This is a genomic window from Bosea sp. 124 (assembly GCF_003046175.1).
Lineage (GTDB): Bacteria > Pseudomonadota > Alphaproteobacteria > Rhizobiales > Beijerinckiaceae > Allobosea.
Genome location: NZ_PZZM01000001.1, coordinates 1,623,657 through 1,641,302 on the forward strand (window position 1 = coordinate 1,623,657; position 17,646 = coordinate 1,641,302).

14 protein-coding genes are annotated in these 17,646 nt (G+C 66.1%); 6 read left to right on the plus strand and 8 right to left on the minus strand.

The window, feature by feature from the left end; translation table 11 throughout:
- The first annotated feature begins 22 nt into the window (after positions 1–22).
- Complete coding sequence (locus C8D03_RS07590) at positions 23–367, plus strand: cupin domain-containing protein (protein ID WP_108045720.1); 345 nt, start codon at positions 23–25, stop codon at positions 365–367.
- A gap of 2 nt (positions 368–369) precedes the next feature.
- On the plus strand, positions 370–1,671 hold the full coding sequence (locus C8D03_RS07595; RefSeq protein ID WP_181300765.1) for an NAD(P)/FAD-dependent oxidoreductase: 1,302 nt from the start codon (positions 370–372) through the stop codon (positions 1,669–1,671).
- 71 nt (positions 1,672–1,742) lie between these two features.
- Here the strand turns inward: C8D03_RS07595 and C8D03_RS07600 are convergent, their stop codons facing one another.
- Positions 1,743–2,579, minus strand: coding sequence for a MipA/OmpV family protein (locus C8D03_RS07600; RefSeq protein ID WP_108045722.1), 837 nt, complete (start codon positions 2,577–2,579; stop codon positions 1,743–1,745).
- Between the two features lie 164 nt (positions 2,580–2,743).
- Between C8D03_RS07600 and C8D03_RS07605 the strand changes: the two genes are divergently transcribed.
- Positions 2,744–3,424 carry a response regulator transcription factor gene (locus C8D03_RS07605; protein ID WP_181300769.1) on the plus strand — a complete coding sequence of 227 codons (681 nt, stop codon included), beginning with the start codon at positions 2,744–2,746 and terminating at the stop codon, positions 3,422–3,424.
- An 11-nt stretch (positions 3,425–3,435) separates the two neighbouring features.
- Positions 3,436–4,818 carry an ATP-binding protein gene (locus C8D03_RS07610; protein ID WP_108045724.1) on the plus strand — a complete coding sequence of 461 codons (1,383 nt, stop codon included), beginning with the start codon at positions 3,436–3,438 and terminating at the stop codon, positions 4,816–4,818.
- Between the two features lie 12 nt (positions 4,819–4,830).
- On the opposite strand, the gene C8D03_RS07615 is transcribed toward C8D03_RS07610, so the two are convergent.
- From C8D03_RS07615 to bcsN, 7 genes are all read right to left on the minus strand, one after another.
- Entirely contained in the window at positions 4,831–5,250 is a 420-nt protein-coding gene (locus C8D03_RS07615; protein WP_146170108.1) for a hypothetical protein, read from the minus strand.
- A gap of 673 nt (positions 5,251–5,923) precedes the next feature.
- The gene (locus C8D03_RS26950) at positions 5,924–6,055 is read right to left on the minus strand and encodes a hypothetical protein (RefSeq protein ID WP_282568584.1); all 132 of its coding nucleotides are present in this window, start codon (positions 6,053–6,055) and stop codon (positions 5,924–5,926) included.
- 233 nt (positions 6,056–6,288) lie between these two features.
- Positions 6,289–8,529 carry a tetratricopeptide repeat protein gene (locus C8D03_RS07620; RefSeq protein WP_108045726.1) on the minus strand — a complete coding sequence of 747 codons (2,241 nt, stop codon included), beginning with the start codon at positions 8,527–8,529 and terminating at the stop codon, positions 6,289–6,291.
- Positions 8,520–9,506 carry a glycosyl hydrolase family 8 gene (locus C8D03_RS07625; protein WP_108045727.1) on the minus strand — a complete coding sequence of 329 codons (987 nt, stop codon included), beginning with the start codon at positions 9,504–9,506 and terminating at the stop codon, positions 8,520–8,522. The genes C8D03_RS07620 and C8D03_RS07625 overlap by 10 nt, the downstream gene beginning before the upstream one ends.
- A 29-nt stretch (positions 9,507–9,535) precedes the next feature.
- The gene (locus C8D03_RS07630) at positions 9,536–11,818 is read right to left on the minus strand and encodes a cellulose biosynthesis cyclic di-GMP-binding regulatory protein BcsB (RefSeq protein WP_181300771.1); all 2,283 of its coding nucleotides are present in this window, start codon (positions 11,816–11,818) and stop codon (positions 9,536–9,538) included.
- Between the two features lie 176 nt (positions 11,819–11,994).
- Positions 11,995–14,181, minus strand: coding sequence for a UDP-forming cellulose synthase catalytic subunit (gene bcsA / locus C8D03_RS07635; protein ID WP_108045729.1), 2,187 nt, complete (start codon positions 14,179–14,181; stop codon positions 11,995–11,997).
- Between the two features lie 100 nt (positions 14,182–14,281).
- Positions 14,282–15,337: a cellulose biosynthesis protein BcsN gene (gene bcsN, locus C8D03_RS07640; protein ID WP_108045730.1), complete on the minus strand. Its 1,056-nt coding sequence runs from the start codon at positions 15,335–15,337 to the stop codon at positions 14,282–14,284.
- A gap of 495 nt (positions 15,338–15,832) precedes the next feature.
- Between bcsN and C8D03_RS07645 the strand changes: the two genes are divergently transcribed.
- Both C8D03_RS07645 and kdpA read left to right on the plus strand, forming a co-directional pair.
- Entirely contained in the window at positions 15,833–15,922 is a 90-nt protein-coding gene (locus tag C8D03_RS07645; protein ID WP_108045731.1) for a potassium-transporting ATPase subunit F, read from the plus strand.
- A gap of 12 nt (positions 15,923–15,934) precedes the next feature.
- A complete protein-coding gene (gene kdpA / locus C8D03_RS07650) occupies positions 15,935–17,626 on the plus strand; it encodes a potassium-transporting ATPase subunit KdpA (protein WP_108045732.1) in 1,692 nt (563 codons plus the stop codon).
- Positions 17,627–17,646: the final 20 nt, after the last annotated feature.

Consider the following 17,646-nt stretch of genomic DNA (forward strand, 5'->3'; position numbering starts at 1 on the left):
GCCTCAAGGACAAGCCCGCGCCATGCCGACGATCATCGATTTCAAGGATGCGAATGCCGAGCCGCGCGAGGGCGCGCCGGAGCCTGAGCGCGTCCTCCATGGCGACCCGCGCTGGCGCAGCTGGCTCTATCTTTCGGAGAACGGCATGACGAGCGGCCGCTGGGAATCCACGCCGGGCTGCTGGACCATCGCCTATGACAAATGGGAGTTCATGACGATCCTCGAGGGCCGCGGCGTGGTGCGGAGCGAGGACGGCTCCGCGACCGAACTCGTTCCGGGCGCGACGCTCGTCATCAATCCCGGCTTCAAGGGAACATGGGAGGTGCTGGAGACCATGACCAAGCACTTCTTCGTGCGCCTGCGCTGACCATGATGCGCAAGCCTGCCGTCCTGCCCCAGCCTGAGACCCTGTGGTCGGCGACCGCTTCGGCGCCGCCGGTACACAGCGAACCGCTGCAGGGTGAACGCACGGTCGAGATCGCCATCATCGGCGGTGGCTTCACGGGGCTGTCGGCGGCGCTGCACGCCGCCGAAGCCGGCGCCTCGGTCGCGGTGCTGGAAGCCGGACCGATCGGCTACGGCGCCAGCGGCCGCAATGGCGGGCAGGTCAATCCCGGCGTCAAGCTAGACGAAGCCGGGCTCGTCGCACGCTTCGGCGAAGCCGGCCGCGGGCTCTACCGAATGGGGCAGGAAGCGCCTGATTTCCTGGCCGGACTGGTCGAGCGCAAGGGCCTTCGCTGCAGCTTCGCCCGCCCAGGCCTCCTGCGCCTCGCCCATCATCCCGCCGCGCTCGCGGTCGTCCGGGAGGCTTCCGCCGGACTGCGCAAGACGGGCGTCGCGGCCGAGGATCTGAGCGTGGACGATGTCGCGCAGCGCGTCGGCACGCGGCGCTATCTCGGCGGCCTCTACGATCCGCGCGGCGCCAGCGTCCATCCGCTCGACCTTGCCCGCGAACTGGCCCGCGTCGCGCGCGAGGCGGGCGCCGCGCTGTTTCCCGGCTCGCCCGCGCTGTCGCTCGGCCGGGAGGCGGGGCTGTGGCGCATCGCGACCCCGGAGGGGGGGCTCCTTGCTCGCAAGGTTCTGGTCGCCACGAATGCCTATACGGATACGCTCGTGCCGGGGCTGGCGCAGAGCCTCTTGCCGGTGAACAGCTTCCAGATCGCGACGGCCCCGCTCGGCCCTGAGCATGACGGCATCCTGCCCGGCGGCGAGACCGTCTATGACAGCCGCCGGCTGGTGCTCTATTTCCGCAGGAGCCCCGATAACCGGCTGATGCTGGGCGGGCGGGCTTCGTTCCGGTCGTCACGCGAAACATCGGCCGGCGTCGCCGACTATTCCGTGCTGGAAAAGGTGCTGCACGACATCTTTCCGGCTCTGCGGCAGGTGCCGATCCAGCATCGCTGGACCGGCCTTGTCGGCATCACCTTCGACTATCTGCCGCACTATCACGCGCTCGGCAACGACCTGCACGTCATGGTCGGCTACAATGGCCGCGGTGTCGCACTGGCCAACCGCAGCGGCGCCTGGCTCGGCCGCAAGCTCGCGGGCAAACCGGAGATGCTCGACCTCCCAAGCTCGCCGGTGACGCCCTTCCCCTTCCATTTCGCCCGCAGCGCCGTGCTCGATCTCGGCATGAGATGGAACCGGCTGCTCGACCTGGTGGGGCGCTGACCGGCGATGAGGTCATCGCCGCAGGCAGGCAGGCCGGAGCGGCAGCGCCTAGCCGCCGCTCGCCATCGGTCTCAGAAGCGGTAGAGCACACCCGCCACGGCATTGAACTGATTTTCCGAGCCCTCCCGTTTGACGATGGGGGATTTGGCGGCATCGCCGAGCAGCCGGGCGTAGCCGACACGGGCGTTGATCCCCCAGTTCGGAGAGAACAGGTACCGGGCGTTCAGGCCGATCTCGGCCTTCGTAATCCCCGCCGAGGCAGTATAGACGGGCAATCCGGTCGCAGCGGCACCGACCGGCCCGATGCCGAAATAGGCGTTCGAATAGTTCTTGTCGGCGAAGGTCGCCTTGGCGTCGACCGACATGAAGAAGGGCCTGGCGGTCTGGATACCGTAGCTCGTCTGCAGGCTGGCGGTGTAGCCCTCATGGCCCTCGGAGGCCTTGGCGAACTCCACGCCGAAGGAGAGCTGATCGTTGTGGATCAGAACCTGCTTCAGGTTCAGTTTCGCGAAGCCGCCGAACTCGATCGCGCTGTCCACCTTGGGGAGAAGCTTGATCCGGCGATTCTTCACATCGTCATCGCGCCCGCCATCATATCCCACGAGCGGGCCGGCCTCGAACATGCCTCCGGGAATCACGTTGATCTTTGCCCGTGGGCCGACGACTTCGATGTAGTAGTCGCCATACGCCAGACGACCGAGCGGCACAGGCACGAATTTGTAGTCCTTTGAACCCGGAAACTCCGGCAGCATCGCGCCACCGACCGCAATGTACCCGCTCCAGGGGGAGCGGGGCGCAGGCGGCTCTGGTTGCGGCTGTCGCGCAGCGGACCTGGACACGTCAGCCGCCAGCGCGGCGGCCGGCGCGGCAATGGTCGCCAGAAAAATGGCAAGTCCCGGAAGGCGCATTCGGTATCTCCGTCAACGAGAGGCACGTGCCTCGCCCCGCGCTGATCGGCCGCCAACCTTACGGGCCGCTTACCGTGACCATCGTGCCGCCACAGGCTGTCTGAAAGGTTGCTGTAAGCTGGCTGTGCCAGATGCGGCGCTGGCCGGACAGTGGGGTATCGGACATGCGTGTTCTGTTCGCGGAAGATGACGAGGCCGTCGGGCGGGCGACCGCCGCGTCCCTGACGGCGGCCGGTTTCGTCGTCGATCTCGTCGAAAGCCGCGGCGACGCATTGCACGCTCTGAAATCGCATCGCTACGACGCGGCCATCTTCGACATCATGCTGGTGGACGGCAGCGGGCTCGATGTGCTCGCCGAAGGGCGGCGGATCGGCTTCGACCTTCCGATTCTTCTCCTGACGGCCCTCAGCTCCGTCGACGATCGCGTCAGCGGCCTCAATGCCGGAGCCGACGACTATCTGGTGAAGCCCTTCGCGGTCGACGAGTTGATCGCACGGCTGCGGGCCCTGCAGCGTCGGCTAAGTACAACTTTGTCGATGGCGCTGACGGTCGAGAACACGAGCTTCGATCCGCTCTCCCGCATGATGTCGGTCAATGGCGGCAACGTCTCGCTCTCGCGCGCCGAGGGCATCATCGTCGAGCGTTTCATGCGCAGCTTCGGGCGCGTCGTCACGAAGGAACAGCTGGCGGAGAGCATCTACTCCTTCAACGAAGAGTATACCGAGAACGCGGTCGAGGTGCATGTCCACCGCGTCCGGCGCAAGCTGGAGAGCAGTGGCGCAAGCCCGTCGATCAAGACCGTCCGTGGGCTGGGCTACATCATGGTCGCGGACAAGACGTCATAGGTGACGAGATTTTGAAATCGCTCAGCTTTCGCATCGTCGTTGCTACCTCGATCGTCTTCATAACGGCCCTGACCTGCACCTTCTTGGTCCTTGTTCAGGAAGCCAAATACGGGCTCTTCCGCGTCCAGCGGAACAGCCTCACGGTCCAGGTCGACACGCTGGCGGAACATGTCCGCCTCGTGGACGGCAAGCCGACGCTCGAACTCGGCAACCTCGCCGAAGGGGCCGGCAAGACGGTTTCCTACGCGCTGCTCAATTCGACGGGACATGTCATCCAGTCTTACGGTCAGGGCGGGGTCGACGTTTCGCCGGCCACTCTGAAGCGCTACGACACGGATGATCCGTTCGGCTTCTCCATCGAGAGATGGCTTGATCCGAACCGCGGCGATCCCGTCATGCTGATCCTGCCCGACACCCGCGGTGTGCAACGGATCGTCGTGACGGTCCCTGCGCCCGGCGGTCTGCTGGTGCAGGCCTCTATGCCTCTGCTCGACAGCAATATCGCGATCGCGGACGTGCTCTACACCTTTACCGAAGGAACGGTCGTTGCGGTGTTCCTGCCGCTGCTTCTGGCCATGATCGCGATTCCGATCATCGTCAGACTCACCCTGAGACCGATCCGCCGCGTCTCTGGCCAGGCAGCCGAGATCGAGGCTTCGACGCTCAATCGCCGTTTTTCCCTCGAACGCGTACCGTCCGAGATGCGCCGTCTGGTCCTGACCTTCAACGATCTCCTCGCCCGGCTCGACGCGGCGTGGCGCCTCCAGCGCGAGTTCACCGCCAACGCCGCGCATGAATTGCGGACGCCGATCGCCGCGCTGAGGGCCGAGGTCGAGGCCATCGTTCCCGCGCAGGCCCGTTCGATCCTCTCCATTCATTTCGACAAGGTCGCCCGCCTGCTGGCGCAATTGCTCGCGCTGGCCGAAGCCGACAGCAGGCTGATCGACGCGGCGGGCCGCTTCGATCCGATGGCGCTGGCGCGCGAGGTGGTCGCAGACATGGCGCCGGCCGCCATCGCCTCCGGACGGGAGATCGCGCTCGAACGCGGCAGCGGCAAGCCTGCTTCCGTACATGGCGATGTCGGGCTGGCGGAAATCGCCCTGCGCAATCTGATCGACAATGCCGTGCGCCATTCCAGGGCTGGAAGCGCGATACGCGTCATCGTCGACGAGACCCGCATCTCGGTCGCCAATACCGGCAGCTCCATTCCGGAGGCGCTGCAGGCGACGATGTTCGAGCGGTTCTGGAAGCAGGATCGCCGCAGCAGTGGCAGCGGTCTCGGCCTCTCGATCGTCGACACCATCATGAAGCGCCTCGGCGGCGCCGTCGCTGTCGCCTCCGGCGAGGGGGCGGTGACATTCACGCTGGCATTCCGCCCCGGCGACGGAGCCTGACCGACGGCGCCGTCAGATCGCGGATCGATCGACGAGCCTCGCCATCTGGAGAAAAAGCCCGCCGGCGGAGGTCTGCAGGGCGGCCTTGAACGGCTGTGTCGGCAGGCAAGCAGCAAGACCGGCAGCGGCCCGCGACGCCGCAGCGGCGCTGATCCATGCCGGATCATGCGCAGCAAGCCGGGCGGCGTCATAGGCCGCGGCCCAGGCGGAGGCCCAGCAATCGTCCGACGCCTTGATCCAGCCCGCCTCACCGACGCCGAGCGCTTCCGCATTGGCCTCGTGACTGACCCTGGCCAGCACCGTCCTCATGTCGAAAGCCTGGGCGAGTTCGGTAATCGGGGGCAAGGCGTAAAGCAGGCGGGCCTGCTCCCGCAGGCCTGCGAGATTCAACCAGACCGGCGTGTAGGTTCGCACCAGCCGATCGGCCGCCATGAGCGCTCGTTTCCGCTCGACAGGAGGGGTGGCGCGCGTGTGGAGGGTCCTTGCCACCAGCGGGACGAGGATGAAACGCTCGTCTTGGGGCAGGCCCTCGTTCCAGGCTCGCATGAAGACGCCGATCACCGGGCAGACGCGGTTCGTCCGATCAGACCACGGCTCGGCCCCGACCCGTGAGAATGCCGCTGCTCCGCGCAGGGAGACGACGGCTGCACCAACATCGCCGGTCCTCGCCTTGTCGCGCCACAGAGACCGTCTCGGTCCTGACGTTTGATCCCTCTCGAGCATGCGAATCATCTCCCATCCGACTGGATGACGTCGTCTGGGCGGCGTAGCTTTCGCTTTGCTGACAAGCTGCGGCATCCGGCGCGCCTTGCGCTCGCGGAGGTGGGTCGCAAGGCCTTGGGGGGCTGCGATCGCGCGCGACCCGTCATGGGGACCGTCAGGAACGAAGGGCAGGCGCAGACGCTGTCTTCCGGAGAGGATGGCGGCTTCGAGGCCCCGTCATCGCGATCCGGTTACGCGCGCGGCGCTACGCGACCGGCCGGCATTTTCGCGTCTCCGGGGTAGAACGACGAAACGCCCGGAGCGTAAACTCTCGGGCGTCCTCACCTCCCGAGAAAGCCTTGCCTTCGCCTTCGCAAACAGCGGCCTACTCCGGCTCCTCGCATCACGAAACGAGATTTTTCCCGGTCACGCCTGCTGAACTGGAGGTCGGCGCCTGGTCTCGCCCGGCATACCAGAATGCGTAGCCGAGCCACCCAAAGGCGAGAATTCCAACCAGGGAGAGAACATCGATCATGTTTTAGAACTCGCGTTGATCTTCACGAGCTATTGCCTGCCGGTGCTAAAATTCCGCCATTTGCATGTATCAAATTCTATGGATCTGCGTTTCCGACAAAACTGGCGCCCAACCGCGATCGACAGCCCAAAATGGCGACTGGCCTGCCTGCCAACTCCGGAACCCGGCAAGCTCCGCTCCCATGTGACCTCTCCATTCGGAATGACCGCTTCCGCCGGTCCTGCGCCATGGCCTCAGTATCTGTTCCGCTGCGTGATATCGCGGATCGCGCTCAATCCGGAGAGCGCCTGCGGCGACGCATTGACCCGGTACAGCGCCGTAAACACCTTGCTGGCGTCATCGTAGCGGCCGAGATTGAAGTAGGACCAGCCGCGCATCAACATCAGATCGGAGGTTTCGGGTGCATGCCGCGCACGCTCCGACAGCGTCACGAGCGCCCCGGTGAAGTCCTTCGCGTCGTATTGGGCAAAGAACCTCTCGGACAGCAGCAGGGCGGAGAGTTCGCCGCGCCGCGCAGGAGGCAGGTTCGTGCCGGCCGCCGCGGCGCTGGCCTCCGCTGTCAGCCCCTGCTGAAGTTTTGCATAGGTTTTGCCTGCCGCGGCGTCGGCCACGACCTGTGCGCTGCCGCTGCGCATGGCCGCATCGAAGGCCTCGGCCGCAGCGGCCGGGCGCTTCAGATTGAGCAGACACCAGCCACGCTGCAGGGCGGCAGCGCCGGACATGCCGTTGCCGCAGCCGCCGGACGGGCGGGCCTGCGCGCCGCGGCGACGTTGCGCGGGCGCGGCATCGACATCCTCCTGAACGAATTGTCTAACCGTATCGGCACGGGCCGTGCGGCTTGGCACCAGATCGGCAGGCCTGTGGGCCGGCGGAAGCGCCGTGGCTTCCGCGGCCCTGTCTTGTCGACCCAGGTCTTGGCGGCCCAGGTCTTGTCGACCCAAGTCTTGCGGGGCCAGATCTGGCCGAGGCGCCTCCTGCCTGTTCGTCGCAAGGTTGCGTCGCGGATCGAGAAGGGTCGCAATCCGCTCGGAGCGGCGCCCCCATTCCGTCATGAGCGCACGCAGGCCAGCCTGGTCTCGCAGGCGCTGTCGCGTCAAAGCCAATCCATAGGCGGCGGGCTCATAGGCACGATCCCAGTTGCGGGCGGTCTCGAACCAGGTGGCGGCTGGCGAAATCTGGCCGGAGTTGTAGGCATACCAGCCAAGGCCTGCGGCGCCAGGCGCGTAGCGATCCGTGCCGACGGTCTTCGCGATCCGATCGAGGACCGCACGGTCGAGCCGGGGGGGCGGCTCCTGGGTGGTCAGGGTCATCGCGACATCGAGATAGGCCTTGCGGTTGGCAGCACCGGCCTCGAGCCATTGCGCACCCAGCGCCTCGGCCTCCTGGTATTTCCGGTTGGCTCCGAGCGCGAGAACGGCGCCTTCGGCTGCCTTGGCTCCGCCATTGCGCGACAGCGCCGTCTTGAACCAGGTCTCAGCCTTGACCGGATCGTTGCGGCGCAGCGCATGAAAGCCAAGCAGAATGGCATCGTCGGGCGTCGTCGCGGCATTTGCGAGCATTTCCACACGCCGAAGATCGTCCGGTGACACGACGAGCGTGGAATCCTCTGCTGCCCGTCCGATCCGCCGCCGGGCAATTTCGTCGCGGATGCTCGAGAACTCGGTCTGCCTCTCCTGCGCCAGCAATTGTTCCGTCAGCGGGTCGGACAGCGTGGCGAGGGCCTTCTGCATGGTGCCGACCCGCTCGGCCGGCGTGTTGCAGTTGCCGAGGACATAGGCATAGGCGTCCCGGGCGCGCTCGGGCTTGCCGGTATTCACGAACGCCTCGGCTACGCGCCAAAGCGCATCGACATTCGCGCAGGTCAGCAACGCCGGCGTCTCGGTGCCGAGTCTGATGACCTGCTCCCACTGCCTCGCATTCGAAGCGTTCACCAGTCGCTGCGCTGCCTCGGCGGCATCGAGCCGGGCGACGAGATCATCCGGTGCTCGCCAGGCCGTATCCACCGTGCTGCGCTGTGCGATGGCAGCCCGTGCCTCGGCGATCTTGCCCTCCGAGAAAAGCTTCCACATCCGCTCCAGCTCGGCGTCTCCGGTCGGAAACGGGGACGTCAGATCAGCGGGTGGCTTCCATTCCGGATAGAGCGCCCGCAGCCGGGCGAGTTCGGCCTCCAGGCGGCGCGTGTCGCCCTGAGCCGCAAAATAACGCAGCGCGCTTTCGTCGACCGCGGGTGGGCGCTGCGGCTGCTGGCCGGCCTGGGCCGATGGAAGCGGCGCAACCGGGGTCGCAGTCGACGGGGCCTGGACGATCTCCGTCGTGGCAGGCGGCGCATCGGGAGTGGAGCTTCCTGCCGCCATTGCGGACTGGATCGTCGACGGGGCGCCCAGCGAAAGATCGGCCTTCTGACTGTTGCGACCGACGGCGTAAAAGGCGGCGCTCGAGGCGGCGATCGCCAGAACAAAATGCTTCACATGCATTGCGGATACCTCTCCCGGAGCATCGAGAGGGACAGGAGATGCAGCGTCGAGGGATAATAGGCCGTCGGTTGGAACGTCCTCAGATCGGCCGGGATCGCCGTCTTGTCCACGACGCAGGCCATGGCTGCGGCGAGAATGCGGTAGCCGGGGTCAGGCAGCGGCTCGACAGGCTTGCCGGTCCTGACATCGATCACCGCCGTGCCGCCAGCCCATGCCTGCCGGAACGGCTCGATGCGTGCCTTGTCGGCCAGTCCCGCACGCATCAGGTAAAGCGGGATGCGGATCGCGTTGTAGCCGAATTGAGCGGGAAACCCTTCCGCCGGTTTGGGCGGGCCCCTTACCGATACCCACTCCGGCGGCAGCATTTTCGCCTTTGCGAGAGTGTCGAGCAGCCGCAGGCCGCTCGCGTGCACCTGCATCCAGTTCTGGTCACCGGTGAGCTGGACCAAGGCAGGAAATACCTCGAAGACCCAATAGGAAGGGTTGACCACCGGACCGTCCGGCCTGTCCTTCTCCGCGAAGCCGGCCGCGCCGGGCATCAGCCATGTCTCGCTGCCGCGCCTGAGCAACGCGACCTTCGCCAGCGACCGGGCAATCTGGCGCGCCGCCGTCGTATAGGCAGGCATGTTCCAGCGCGTGCCCGCACAACCGAGCGCTTCCGCGATCAGAAGATCGCCGTCGCTGGCGTTGTTGATGTCGGTGACGTGGGGGCTGGCCTTTGGGTCCCAACGCCAGGCCGCCAGCCCGTCGTCGCGGATCAGCAGCTCCGTTCGCGTGAAGCCAAAAATCCGCGCGAAGCTGCTGCGGTCGCCGGCCAGACAGGCCAGCAACAGGCCATAGCCCTGGCTCTCGCTGTGGCTGATCCCGCCATTGGCATCGTCGATGACCCGTCCTTCAGGCGTGACGAATTTCTGCCGGTAGAGTTCCCAGGCGCCATCGGGAAATGCGGCCTGGGCGCCGGATGTCAGCATCATCATGGCCGCAGCAAAGGTGGCAAGCAACCTCGTCACGATCGCCTCCCCAGCCGTCCAAGCATCAGCGACGTGCCGATCCCGAGGGCGATACAGGCAGCCAGAAGTGCCAAGGCATAGACGCCAATATTGCTCGACATCCAGTTGGCGAGGACGAGACGCATATTCGCCAGGCTGAAGGGGCGCGTCATCACGAAGGAGGTGCTGTCGGCGGAGAGGACATGGGTCTCCTCGGCGCCGCGGAAGGCCGTGATCTTGCCGGCCATGCTCGCCCAGTTGCCCGGCGAGACGATGCGGGCGACGCTGCTTTCGAGCGTTTCCTCGCGCCGGGCGATGAAGGCCGTCCAGACCTGCCGTGTCTCCGGATCGGCGGCCTGCGCCGCGATCAGGTCGGTTCCCTCGGCCGGCTCATAGAGGGAGCGAGCCCGCGATGGTGCTCGCAACTGGGCGAAGGACAGATCGAAGGTCCGTTGGAGCCAGCCGTCGAACGCGACGAAATAGCGTGCGAGCGGGCCACCGAGCGATGTCCGCCAGCGGTCACGGATCTCGTTTGTGGAGGGTGCGACGCCGCCCGAATCCTCCGGCGTCGTCTGTCGGCCCTGAAAGCGATTCAGAACGGCATCGAACACGGCGCCACCTTCGGCATCGGGCGTGACCACCACCGCGTCGGCGCGCAGCGGCCAGGTGGTGCGGATGCTGTCGGCCACGCCCACGCGCGGCAGAATTCCGCTCGGCAGCTGGCCGACGGCGCCCACGATCAGGACAGGCCGATCTCCCACGGCCGCCGCGTTCGCCAGCGTGTCGACCGCGAGGGGGCGGCTGGCGCGCTGGGCCAGCCGCCCCAGAAGCGTCGCCGCAGCGCCGAAATTGGCGGTGTCGAGCCGCCCCATGATCAGCGCCACGCGTGGAGCCACCGAATACGGAAATCCCGTGCCGGCTGTCGCGGCAAGGTTCGGTTTGACGCCGATCTTCGCGAAATCCGGAATCGAGAGGGACGTCGTGTCGAAAAGCGCAAAGCGATTCCTGCCCGGCAAGGTGGCGCCCGGTCCGCAAGTGAGATCGGTCTTCGCGAGCGTGACGGCTTCCAGCCAGACCTCGTTGATGCCCGGCCGGAAATGGCGCAACGGCACGGTGATCGGGAACTGCTGGAAAAGGCCGCCGGTCGTGGTGTTGAGTGGCACCGTCGCGGCGACGTTCCCGTTGACGAAGATTTCGATGTGGCTGACGCCGGGAAGAACGTCTTTGGAATAGGCGCCGTCAAGGTAAAGCGTCGCCTCGCCATAGGCGTTGGCGTAGAAGTCCCCGGGCAGAGCGATGACGGAGCGCACGCGCATGCGCCGGCCAGTCGATTCCTGCGTGGAAACGCCGAGGTCGGCGAAGCGCAGGACCTGGCTGTTCGAGATGAAGGGCGCATCCGGCATGTGCCAGCTGGCCGTGTCCATCCGTGTCCGGTTCATGTTGGTCGGGCGGGACACCGGCTCGGTCAGGATCTTGGCGACGATCGCCTCGATCTCGGGCCACCCCTGGCCGGTGACGAGGAGCGTGGCGGGGCCCAGCTTCTGGCTGGCAACGAAGCCCAGGAAGCTACGCGTGGCGGCCTCCTCGGGAACCGCTCCGAGCACCTCGCCCAGTTCGTTCGCCGTTCCGATGACGACTGTCAGCGAACCGGGGCGCGAGCGCTCGGGCGCCCGCTCCGAGACACGCATCACGGCCTGGGCATAACGCCCGCGCACGGCTACGGCCTGGGCGACCGCCAGGATGGTATTGCCGGCGATCGCGCGTGACGCGCTGGGCGCGACAATGTTGATCGTCGTCTGACCGCTCTCGTCGCCGCCCACCGCCGGCAGATCGTCGATGGTCAGAGGACGGAACTGGCGGACATCGCTGCCGCGGAAGCTCAGCTTCGTGCCGGCGCCGTCGATGCGCGTCCAGAGTTCATAGGTGGAAGCCACGGTGCAGTCGGTCCGATGACGGTGCACTGCCTCGAACCGGATCGTATTCTGACCCGGTCGCAAGAGGCCCTTGCGGATGGCCACCGACAACCGTGCCAGGCGGTCGGAGGAGGCGATCGGCTGCTCGATGACGCGCTCGCCATTGACCCTGACGGTCAATCGCGAGGCTTCCGGCATCACGACGAGGGCGTTCTGGAACGCCACCTCGAGGTTCAGCTCGGCGCCGGCTTCGTCCTGCGTCAGGTGGAAAGCCCAACTGCGCGAGTCACTCTCGCCCTCGAGCGTAACGCGGGCTGCCGGCAGCAAGGGCTTGTAGGCGAAGGCGGCCTGCCCGGCCGTGGCCGCGGGGCGCGGCGGTTGGGCCACAGGAGGAGGAGCCGGCTCGGCCGGAACGGGTCTTGCCGCCGGTTGCTGCTCGGGCGGCACGATCTGAAAGGGGGCAGGACCAGGCGGCACCGACTGCGCGCGAACGCCCTGGGTGAACCCAAAGCCGCACAGGAACGGAACGGCCAAGACGGCCAGCAGGGGCAGCGGAACCCGCCTCATTTCGGCGCCTCCGCTTTCACGGTGGGCGAGCGCTGCAAACGATAGAGGCCAAAGAAATACGACAGGCCGCGGCTTGTCTGGAAAAGCGCGATGCGCAGGAAACGCACGGTTCCGTAGATCACGCCCATATTCTGGCGCCGGGCCTTCTGAAAGAGCGACCACCTCTCTGCGTCGGAAAAGGCAAGATCGGCGATCATGCGGCTGTGCAGAGGTTCGCTGGCGAGGTAGCGGCAGCCCAGCAGTACCCCCTTCTCGTCGGGCGTGAGGCGCATCACGCGGACCGGCAGTGTGCCGCGTGGCATATCGATCGTGGTTTCGAAAGAGATCTGCGCCTCGCTGCCAACAGGCAGCTTGTCCAGCGTCGACGAGATGATGCGCAGCGCGATGCCATCGACCGAGGCATTCTCCGTCACGATCGGCGCCGTCTCTCCGTTGAACGTGATCTCCCCCCGACGCCTGACCGCGAAGCGCCTGGCGGCACGCCCCTCCGGTCGCTCCGAAACGACGCCGAGCGCGCAACCCGCCATCAACAGGTTGAGGAAGTTCCAGAGGCCCACCACCAGCGTCGTGTCGGCATTGTAGGGCTCGGTGATGGTGCGCCAATACGTGGCGACGACGCCCAGCGCCAGCACGGCGAAGATGATGAAGAAGGGCTTGCCCAGTTCCGAGACGTGGCGCGTTTCCAGCGACTCGTTCTTCGCGGTGACCTTGAAGGTCGGCTTGCTCGGATTGAGCATGACCGAGATCACGGCGGGCAGCAGATAGACGGACTGGATGAATTCGTAGAGCTCCGAGATCCATGGCCAGCGATAGCGACCATAGAGGTAGTTCTGCATCATCAGGTTCACGACCATATAGCTCAGAATATAGGCGAAGAACTCGCCGCCCGATGCCGTGAAGATCTGCAACCCGAAAAAGAGATAGAACAGTGGCGAGACCAAAAAGATCAGCCGCGCGAAGGGGAACAGCCAGAACAGCGCCGAGGAGCAGTAGCAGAGCCGTTGCGGCAGCGAGAGCCCGCTTTTGAACAATGGCCGGTGATAGATCAGGATCTGCATCATTCCCTGGGCCCAGCGCGAACGCTGCCCGATGAAGCTCGCGAAGGTCGCCGGCTGCAGCCCGGCGATCAGCGGCTTGTCGACATAGACGCTGTGCCAGCCCGTGGCGTGCAGCGTGATCGCCGTCTCGGCATCCTCCGTGATGCTGCGTCCCTGGAAGCCGTTGGTCGTCTCGAGCGCGGTGCGGCGGAGCACGGCGGCCGAACCGCAGAAGAACGAGGCATCCCATTTGTCGAGGCCGCGCTGGATGATGCCGTAGAACATCTCATTCTCCGACGGCATGTCCTTGAAGGTCCTGAGATTTCGCTCCAGCGGATCCGGGTTGATGAAGAAGTGCGGCGTCTGCACCAGGAAGAGCTTCGGATCCAGCCCGAAATAGCCGACCGTTTCGGTGAGGAAGGACCGGGCGGGTGCGTGATCGGCATCGAAGACCACGATCAGCTCGCCCTGCGAATGAGCGATCCCGTTATTGAGATTGCCGGCCTTGGCGCTGAGATTGCGTTCGCGCGTCAGGTAGGTGACGCCGAGGCCCGCACAGAGAGCCTGGAGGGTGGCGCGGCGTTCCCTGGCGGCGCTGGCTGCGACGAAGTTGTCCGCGTTGCATTTCTCGTCGGTGCCGCCATCGTCGAGCAGAAAGACCTTCAGTCGATCCGCCGGATAATCCATCGCGAGCGCCGCCGAGAGCGTCGTCGCCAGCAGCTCGGGGTCTTCATTGTAGGTCGGCACGAAGACGTCGACCGTCGGCGCGGTCTGCGGATCGATGGGCGGCGTCTTGCGCCGCGGCAAGGGCATCGCCACCACGAACAGGCTGAGGAACAGCATGCCGATGTTGTAGAGTTCGGCCAGATAGAGGGTCATCGCAGGGATGAAGTCCTCGATCTGGTTCACCGCCGGCAACGTGCTGGTGGTACGCCAATAGATGTAACGCAGCACGATGGCGGTCCCGAGCCCCAACGCAATCAGCCGCCAGACACCGCGAGGGCGCAGGAATTTCAGCACGATCATGGCACTGACCACGATCGCGCCCGCGATCAGATGAGCCTGCAAGCTGATCGGCAGGGTGATCATCAGGACGACCACGGCGGCGATCACGGCCCAGACGATGACGTAGCTTGCTGTTCGCATCGGGCTTCGTGCCATCATGCTCGGGGTCAGGTGCCTAAGTTCAGAGTGCTTGTATTGAGAACGCTTCGGTTCCGAGTGCCTGGGTTCCGAGTGCCTGGGTTCAGGGGGCGGGTGGCGGCGGGACGATCGGATATCCTTCCAGGGGTCGGTCCGGGATGGGCTCCACGGCTTCGCTACGAACAGGCCGCGGCCGATGGCTGCGCGCAGCTCGCGGGCCTGCGGCCTGCTTCTGTCCCTCGGCCGTATCGGGCCAGGCAGTTTGGGCCACGGGATAGATCGGCACGCCGGCTTCGCCGAGCCCCGCCTGCGGCTGCGGCTGCGGCGCATCGCCGATCGGATTCCAGCCGGACCGCCTGAGCGAGCCGTTGATCGAATAGCCATAGGCCAATCGCAGCAGGCTCGCTTCCGAGGCGCCGGGCTCGCAGACACGCAGCCGGACGGAGATCAGGCCCGATTTGGGGCGGAAGACGCTGTCGCCGCTCGCGATCCGTTGCCAGGTGTAGAGGCAGCCATCGCCCGCCGCGCCGCGGCCGAAGGCATAGCCGAAGGGGCCATAGCGATTCTGGACGTAGATGGCGGCTGGCGCCATGGCGACGCCCGGCAGCCGTTCCTCCATCTCGCGCGCGATGGCGAAATCCTCGATGCTGGGATTCGGCAGGAGCCTGCCTTCGACGCCGGTGTCGTCTGGAACATCGGCCGCCGTCAGGAAGGCGACGTCGATCCCGTTCTCGCCCGGCGTGCGACCGCGCGTCGTCAGGCTGATGGCCTGGGAAATGGCGTTGTCGTAGTTGCGCTGCGTGACGCTCACCACCGGGGGAGCGCCTGGAGGCAGGATCACCAAAGCGCGGCTCGGCTCGACGGCGGTGGCGCGTGTCGCGAACGACAGTTCATCATCCGTCAGCCTCTGCCCGCCGCAGCCCGCAACCGCCACGCCCAGCCAGGTGACCGTCGCAACAATCGCCAGGCTCCGCCGCGTTCCGTTGCGAGCAGATGCGAGAGCTGGGGGGCAGGATGGGCTCATCCGCATGAGGGCCAGCGGGGGGGAAACGTCATCATGCATTGACCCTTGATTAACAAAGGTTAACGCGGCCCTACCGCGCATTACCTCAATGAGATCAGGTCCCCCAACCGAATCAGCGAGGTCACTACAGACCATTCGCGCGTCCGGACCAACCCTTGATCACGCAGGCGGACCCGACACCGGCTCGCGCCGAGATGGCCGCCCGGTTCCCAAACCGCCGCATGGTCGGCAGTGGTCGCAGCGTCGCGTAGTGATGGAAAAAGTACGGTTGGTAAGCCGGGTATGGATGTCACACATGAGCGGCGCGCCATCGTCAAGCTGTCGACCAAGACCCGCGTCCGAAGCGGAAAGGGAGGTTCTTATCCGGAACGGGCCCTTCGCATTCGGGCCGCACTGGCGTTTCGGGACCGAAAATCGCCTCGACGCGGCCGTCGTTGCCGCTTTACGCAGACTTTACGGACCCGCCCTGCATTCGAGATGGCGGCGTTACGGGCAGCGCCCCTAGCTACGATCGGACACGCGATCGGAGCTCTCCATGACCCTCGACATCCTGTTCCTGCTCGGCGGCCTCGGGCTTTTCGGGCTCGCCGGCCTCGCCGTCGCTGCCGCTGACCGGCTGTGAGGCGAATCATGCCCCTCGACATCATCCTCGGGCTGACGGCCGTGCTCGTTCTGCTCGTCTATCTCCTCAAGGCGCTGCTGCGCCCCGAATCCTTCTGAGAGGTCGCACCGATGACCCTCGATATGATCCAGTTCCTCCTCTTCGCTGCGCTGCTCTTGCTCGCGGCCTGGCCGCTCGGCCACTACATGGCGCGCGTCTTCACCGGTGAGGCCCGCTTCCTGGCGCCCATCGAGAACGCGATCCTCGCGCTGGCCGGCCAAAGCCAGCCCCAGTCCCAGCGCTGGCAGGCCTATGCTTTTTCGCTGCTGGCCTTCAATTCGGCCGGCTTCGTCCTGCTCTTCCTGATGCTGCGCTTCCAGAACTGGCTGCCGCTGAATCCGCAGGGCTTTGACGGGCTGTCGGCGCATCTCGCCTTCAACACCGCGATCTCCTTCGTCACCAATACCAACTGGCAGTCTTATGGCGGCGAGACGACGCTCTCGAATCTCAGCCAGATGCTCGGGCTGACGACGCAGAACTTCGTTTCCGCGGCGAGCGGCGCGGCTGTCGCTGCCGCCGTGGCGCGGGGCTTCGCGGCAAAGCAGACGCGGGTGCTCGGCAACTTCTGGGTCGATCTGACCCGGGTGACGCTCTACATCCTGCTGCCGGCCGCGCTCCTGCTGGCGCTCATGCTGGTCGGGCTCGGCCTGCCGCAGACGCTGCAAGGCTCCTTCGACGCGACGACGCTGGAAGGCGCGAAGCAGAGCATCGCACTCGGCCCGGTCGCGAGCCAGATCGCGATCAAGCAGCTCGGCACCAATGGCGGCGGCTTCTTCAACGTCAATTCGGCGCATCCCTTCGAGAACCCGACCGCGCTCTCGAACCTGCTGACGACGATCTCGATCCTGCTGATCCCGGTCGCTTTCTGCCTCACCTATGGCCGGCTCGTCGGCGACCGCCGGCAGGGCCGCGCCCTGTTCGCGGCCATGGCGGTGCTGTTCCTCGTCGGCTTCGCGGCGATCTATAGCGCGGAGCGCCTCGGCAATCCGCTCCATGCCGGGCTGGTCGATGCAACTGCGGGCAATATGGAGGGCAAGGAGGTCCGCTTCGGCATCCTCGCCTCGACGCTCTGGGCGGCCGCGACGACGGCGGCTTCCAACGGCTCGGTCAACGCCATGCTCGATTCCTTCACGCCGCTCGGCGGGCTCGTCGCGATGCTCAACATCCAGCTTGGCGAGGTCATCTATGGCGGCGTCGGCGTCGGGCTCACCGGCATGCTGCTCTTCGTCATCATCACCGTCTTCCTGGCGGGGCTGATGGTCGGTCGGACGCCGGAATATCTCGGCAAGAAGATCGAGGCGCGGGAGATCAAGCTCGCGGCGCTGACCCTGCTGGTGATGCCGCTCGGAATCCTGGCGCTGGCCTCGCTCGCCATCGCGACAGGGCAGGCGCAATCCTCGGTGCAGGACGCCGGGCCGCACGGGCTGTCCGAGCTGCTCTATGCCTACAGCTCGGCGACCGGCAACAACGGCTCGGCCTTCGCCGGCTTCACCGCCAACACGCCCTGGCACAATGCCTTCCTCGGCGTCGCGATGATGCTCGGTCGCTTCGGCTACATCGTCCCGATCCTCGCCATCGCCGGAAGCCTCGCGGCCAAGCGTCCTGCAGCCGAGACGGCCGGCACCTTCCCGACGCATGGGCCGCTCTTCGTCACGCTTCTGGTGGCGACGATCCTGATCGTCGGCGCCCTCACCTTCCTTCCCATCCTCGCCCTCGGCCCGATCGCAGAACACGTGTCGATCCTGGCCGGGCAGAGCTTCTGAGACAGTTGGAAAGTCATCGC

Bases quoted from the DNA above. Each gene is read 5' to 3' on its own strand.
- C8D03_RS07590 (WP_108045720.1), top strand. From the start codon at position 23: ATGCCGACGATCATCGATTTCAAGGATGCGAATGCCGAGCCGCGCGAG.
- C8D03_RS07595 (WP_181300765.1), top strand. From the start codon at position 370: ATGATGCGCAAGCCTGCCGTCCTGCCCCAGCCTGAGACCCTGTGGTCG.
- C8D03_RS07600 (WP_108045722.1), bottom strand. From the start codon at position 2,579: ATGCGCCTTCCGGGACTTGCCATTTTTCTGGCGACCATTGCCGCGCCG.
- C8D03_RS07605 (WP_181300769.1), top strand. From the start codon at position 2,744: ATGCGTGTTCTGTTCGCGGAAGATGACGAGGCCGTCGGGCGGGCGACC.
- C8D03_RS07615 (WP_146170108.1), bottom strand. From the start codon at position 5,250: ATGGCGGCCGATCGGCTGGTGCGAACCTACACGCCGGTCTGGTTGAAT.
- C8D03_RS26950 (WP_282568584.1), bottom strand. From the start codon at position 6,055: ATGATCGATGTTCTCTCCCTGGTTGGAATTCTCGCCTTTGGGTGGCTC.
- C8D03_RS07620 (WP_108045726.1), bottom strand. From the start codon at position 8,529: ATGCATGTGAAGCATTTTGTTCTGGCGATCGCCGCCTCGAGCGCCGCC.
- C8D03_RS07625 (WP_108045727.1), bottom strand. From the start codon at position 9,506: ATGATGATGCTGACATCCGGCGCCCAGGCCGCATTTCCCGATGGCGCC.
- bcsA (WP_108045729.1), bottom strand. From the start codon at position 14,181: ATGCGAACAGCAAGCTACGTCATCGTCTGGGCCGTGATCGCCGCCGTG.
- bcsN (WP_108045730.1), bottom strand. From the start codon at position 15,337: ATGGTCTGTAGTGACCTCGCTGATTCGGTTGGGGGACCTGATCTCATT.
- C8D03_RS07645 (WP_108045731.1), top strand. From the start codon at position 15,833: ATGCCCCTCGACATCATCCTCGGGCTGACGGCCGTGCTCGTTCTGCTC.
- kdpA (WP_108045732.1), top strand. From the start codon at position 15,935: ATGACCCTCGATATGATCCAGTTCCTCCTCTTCGCTGCGCTGCTCTTG.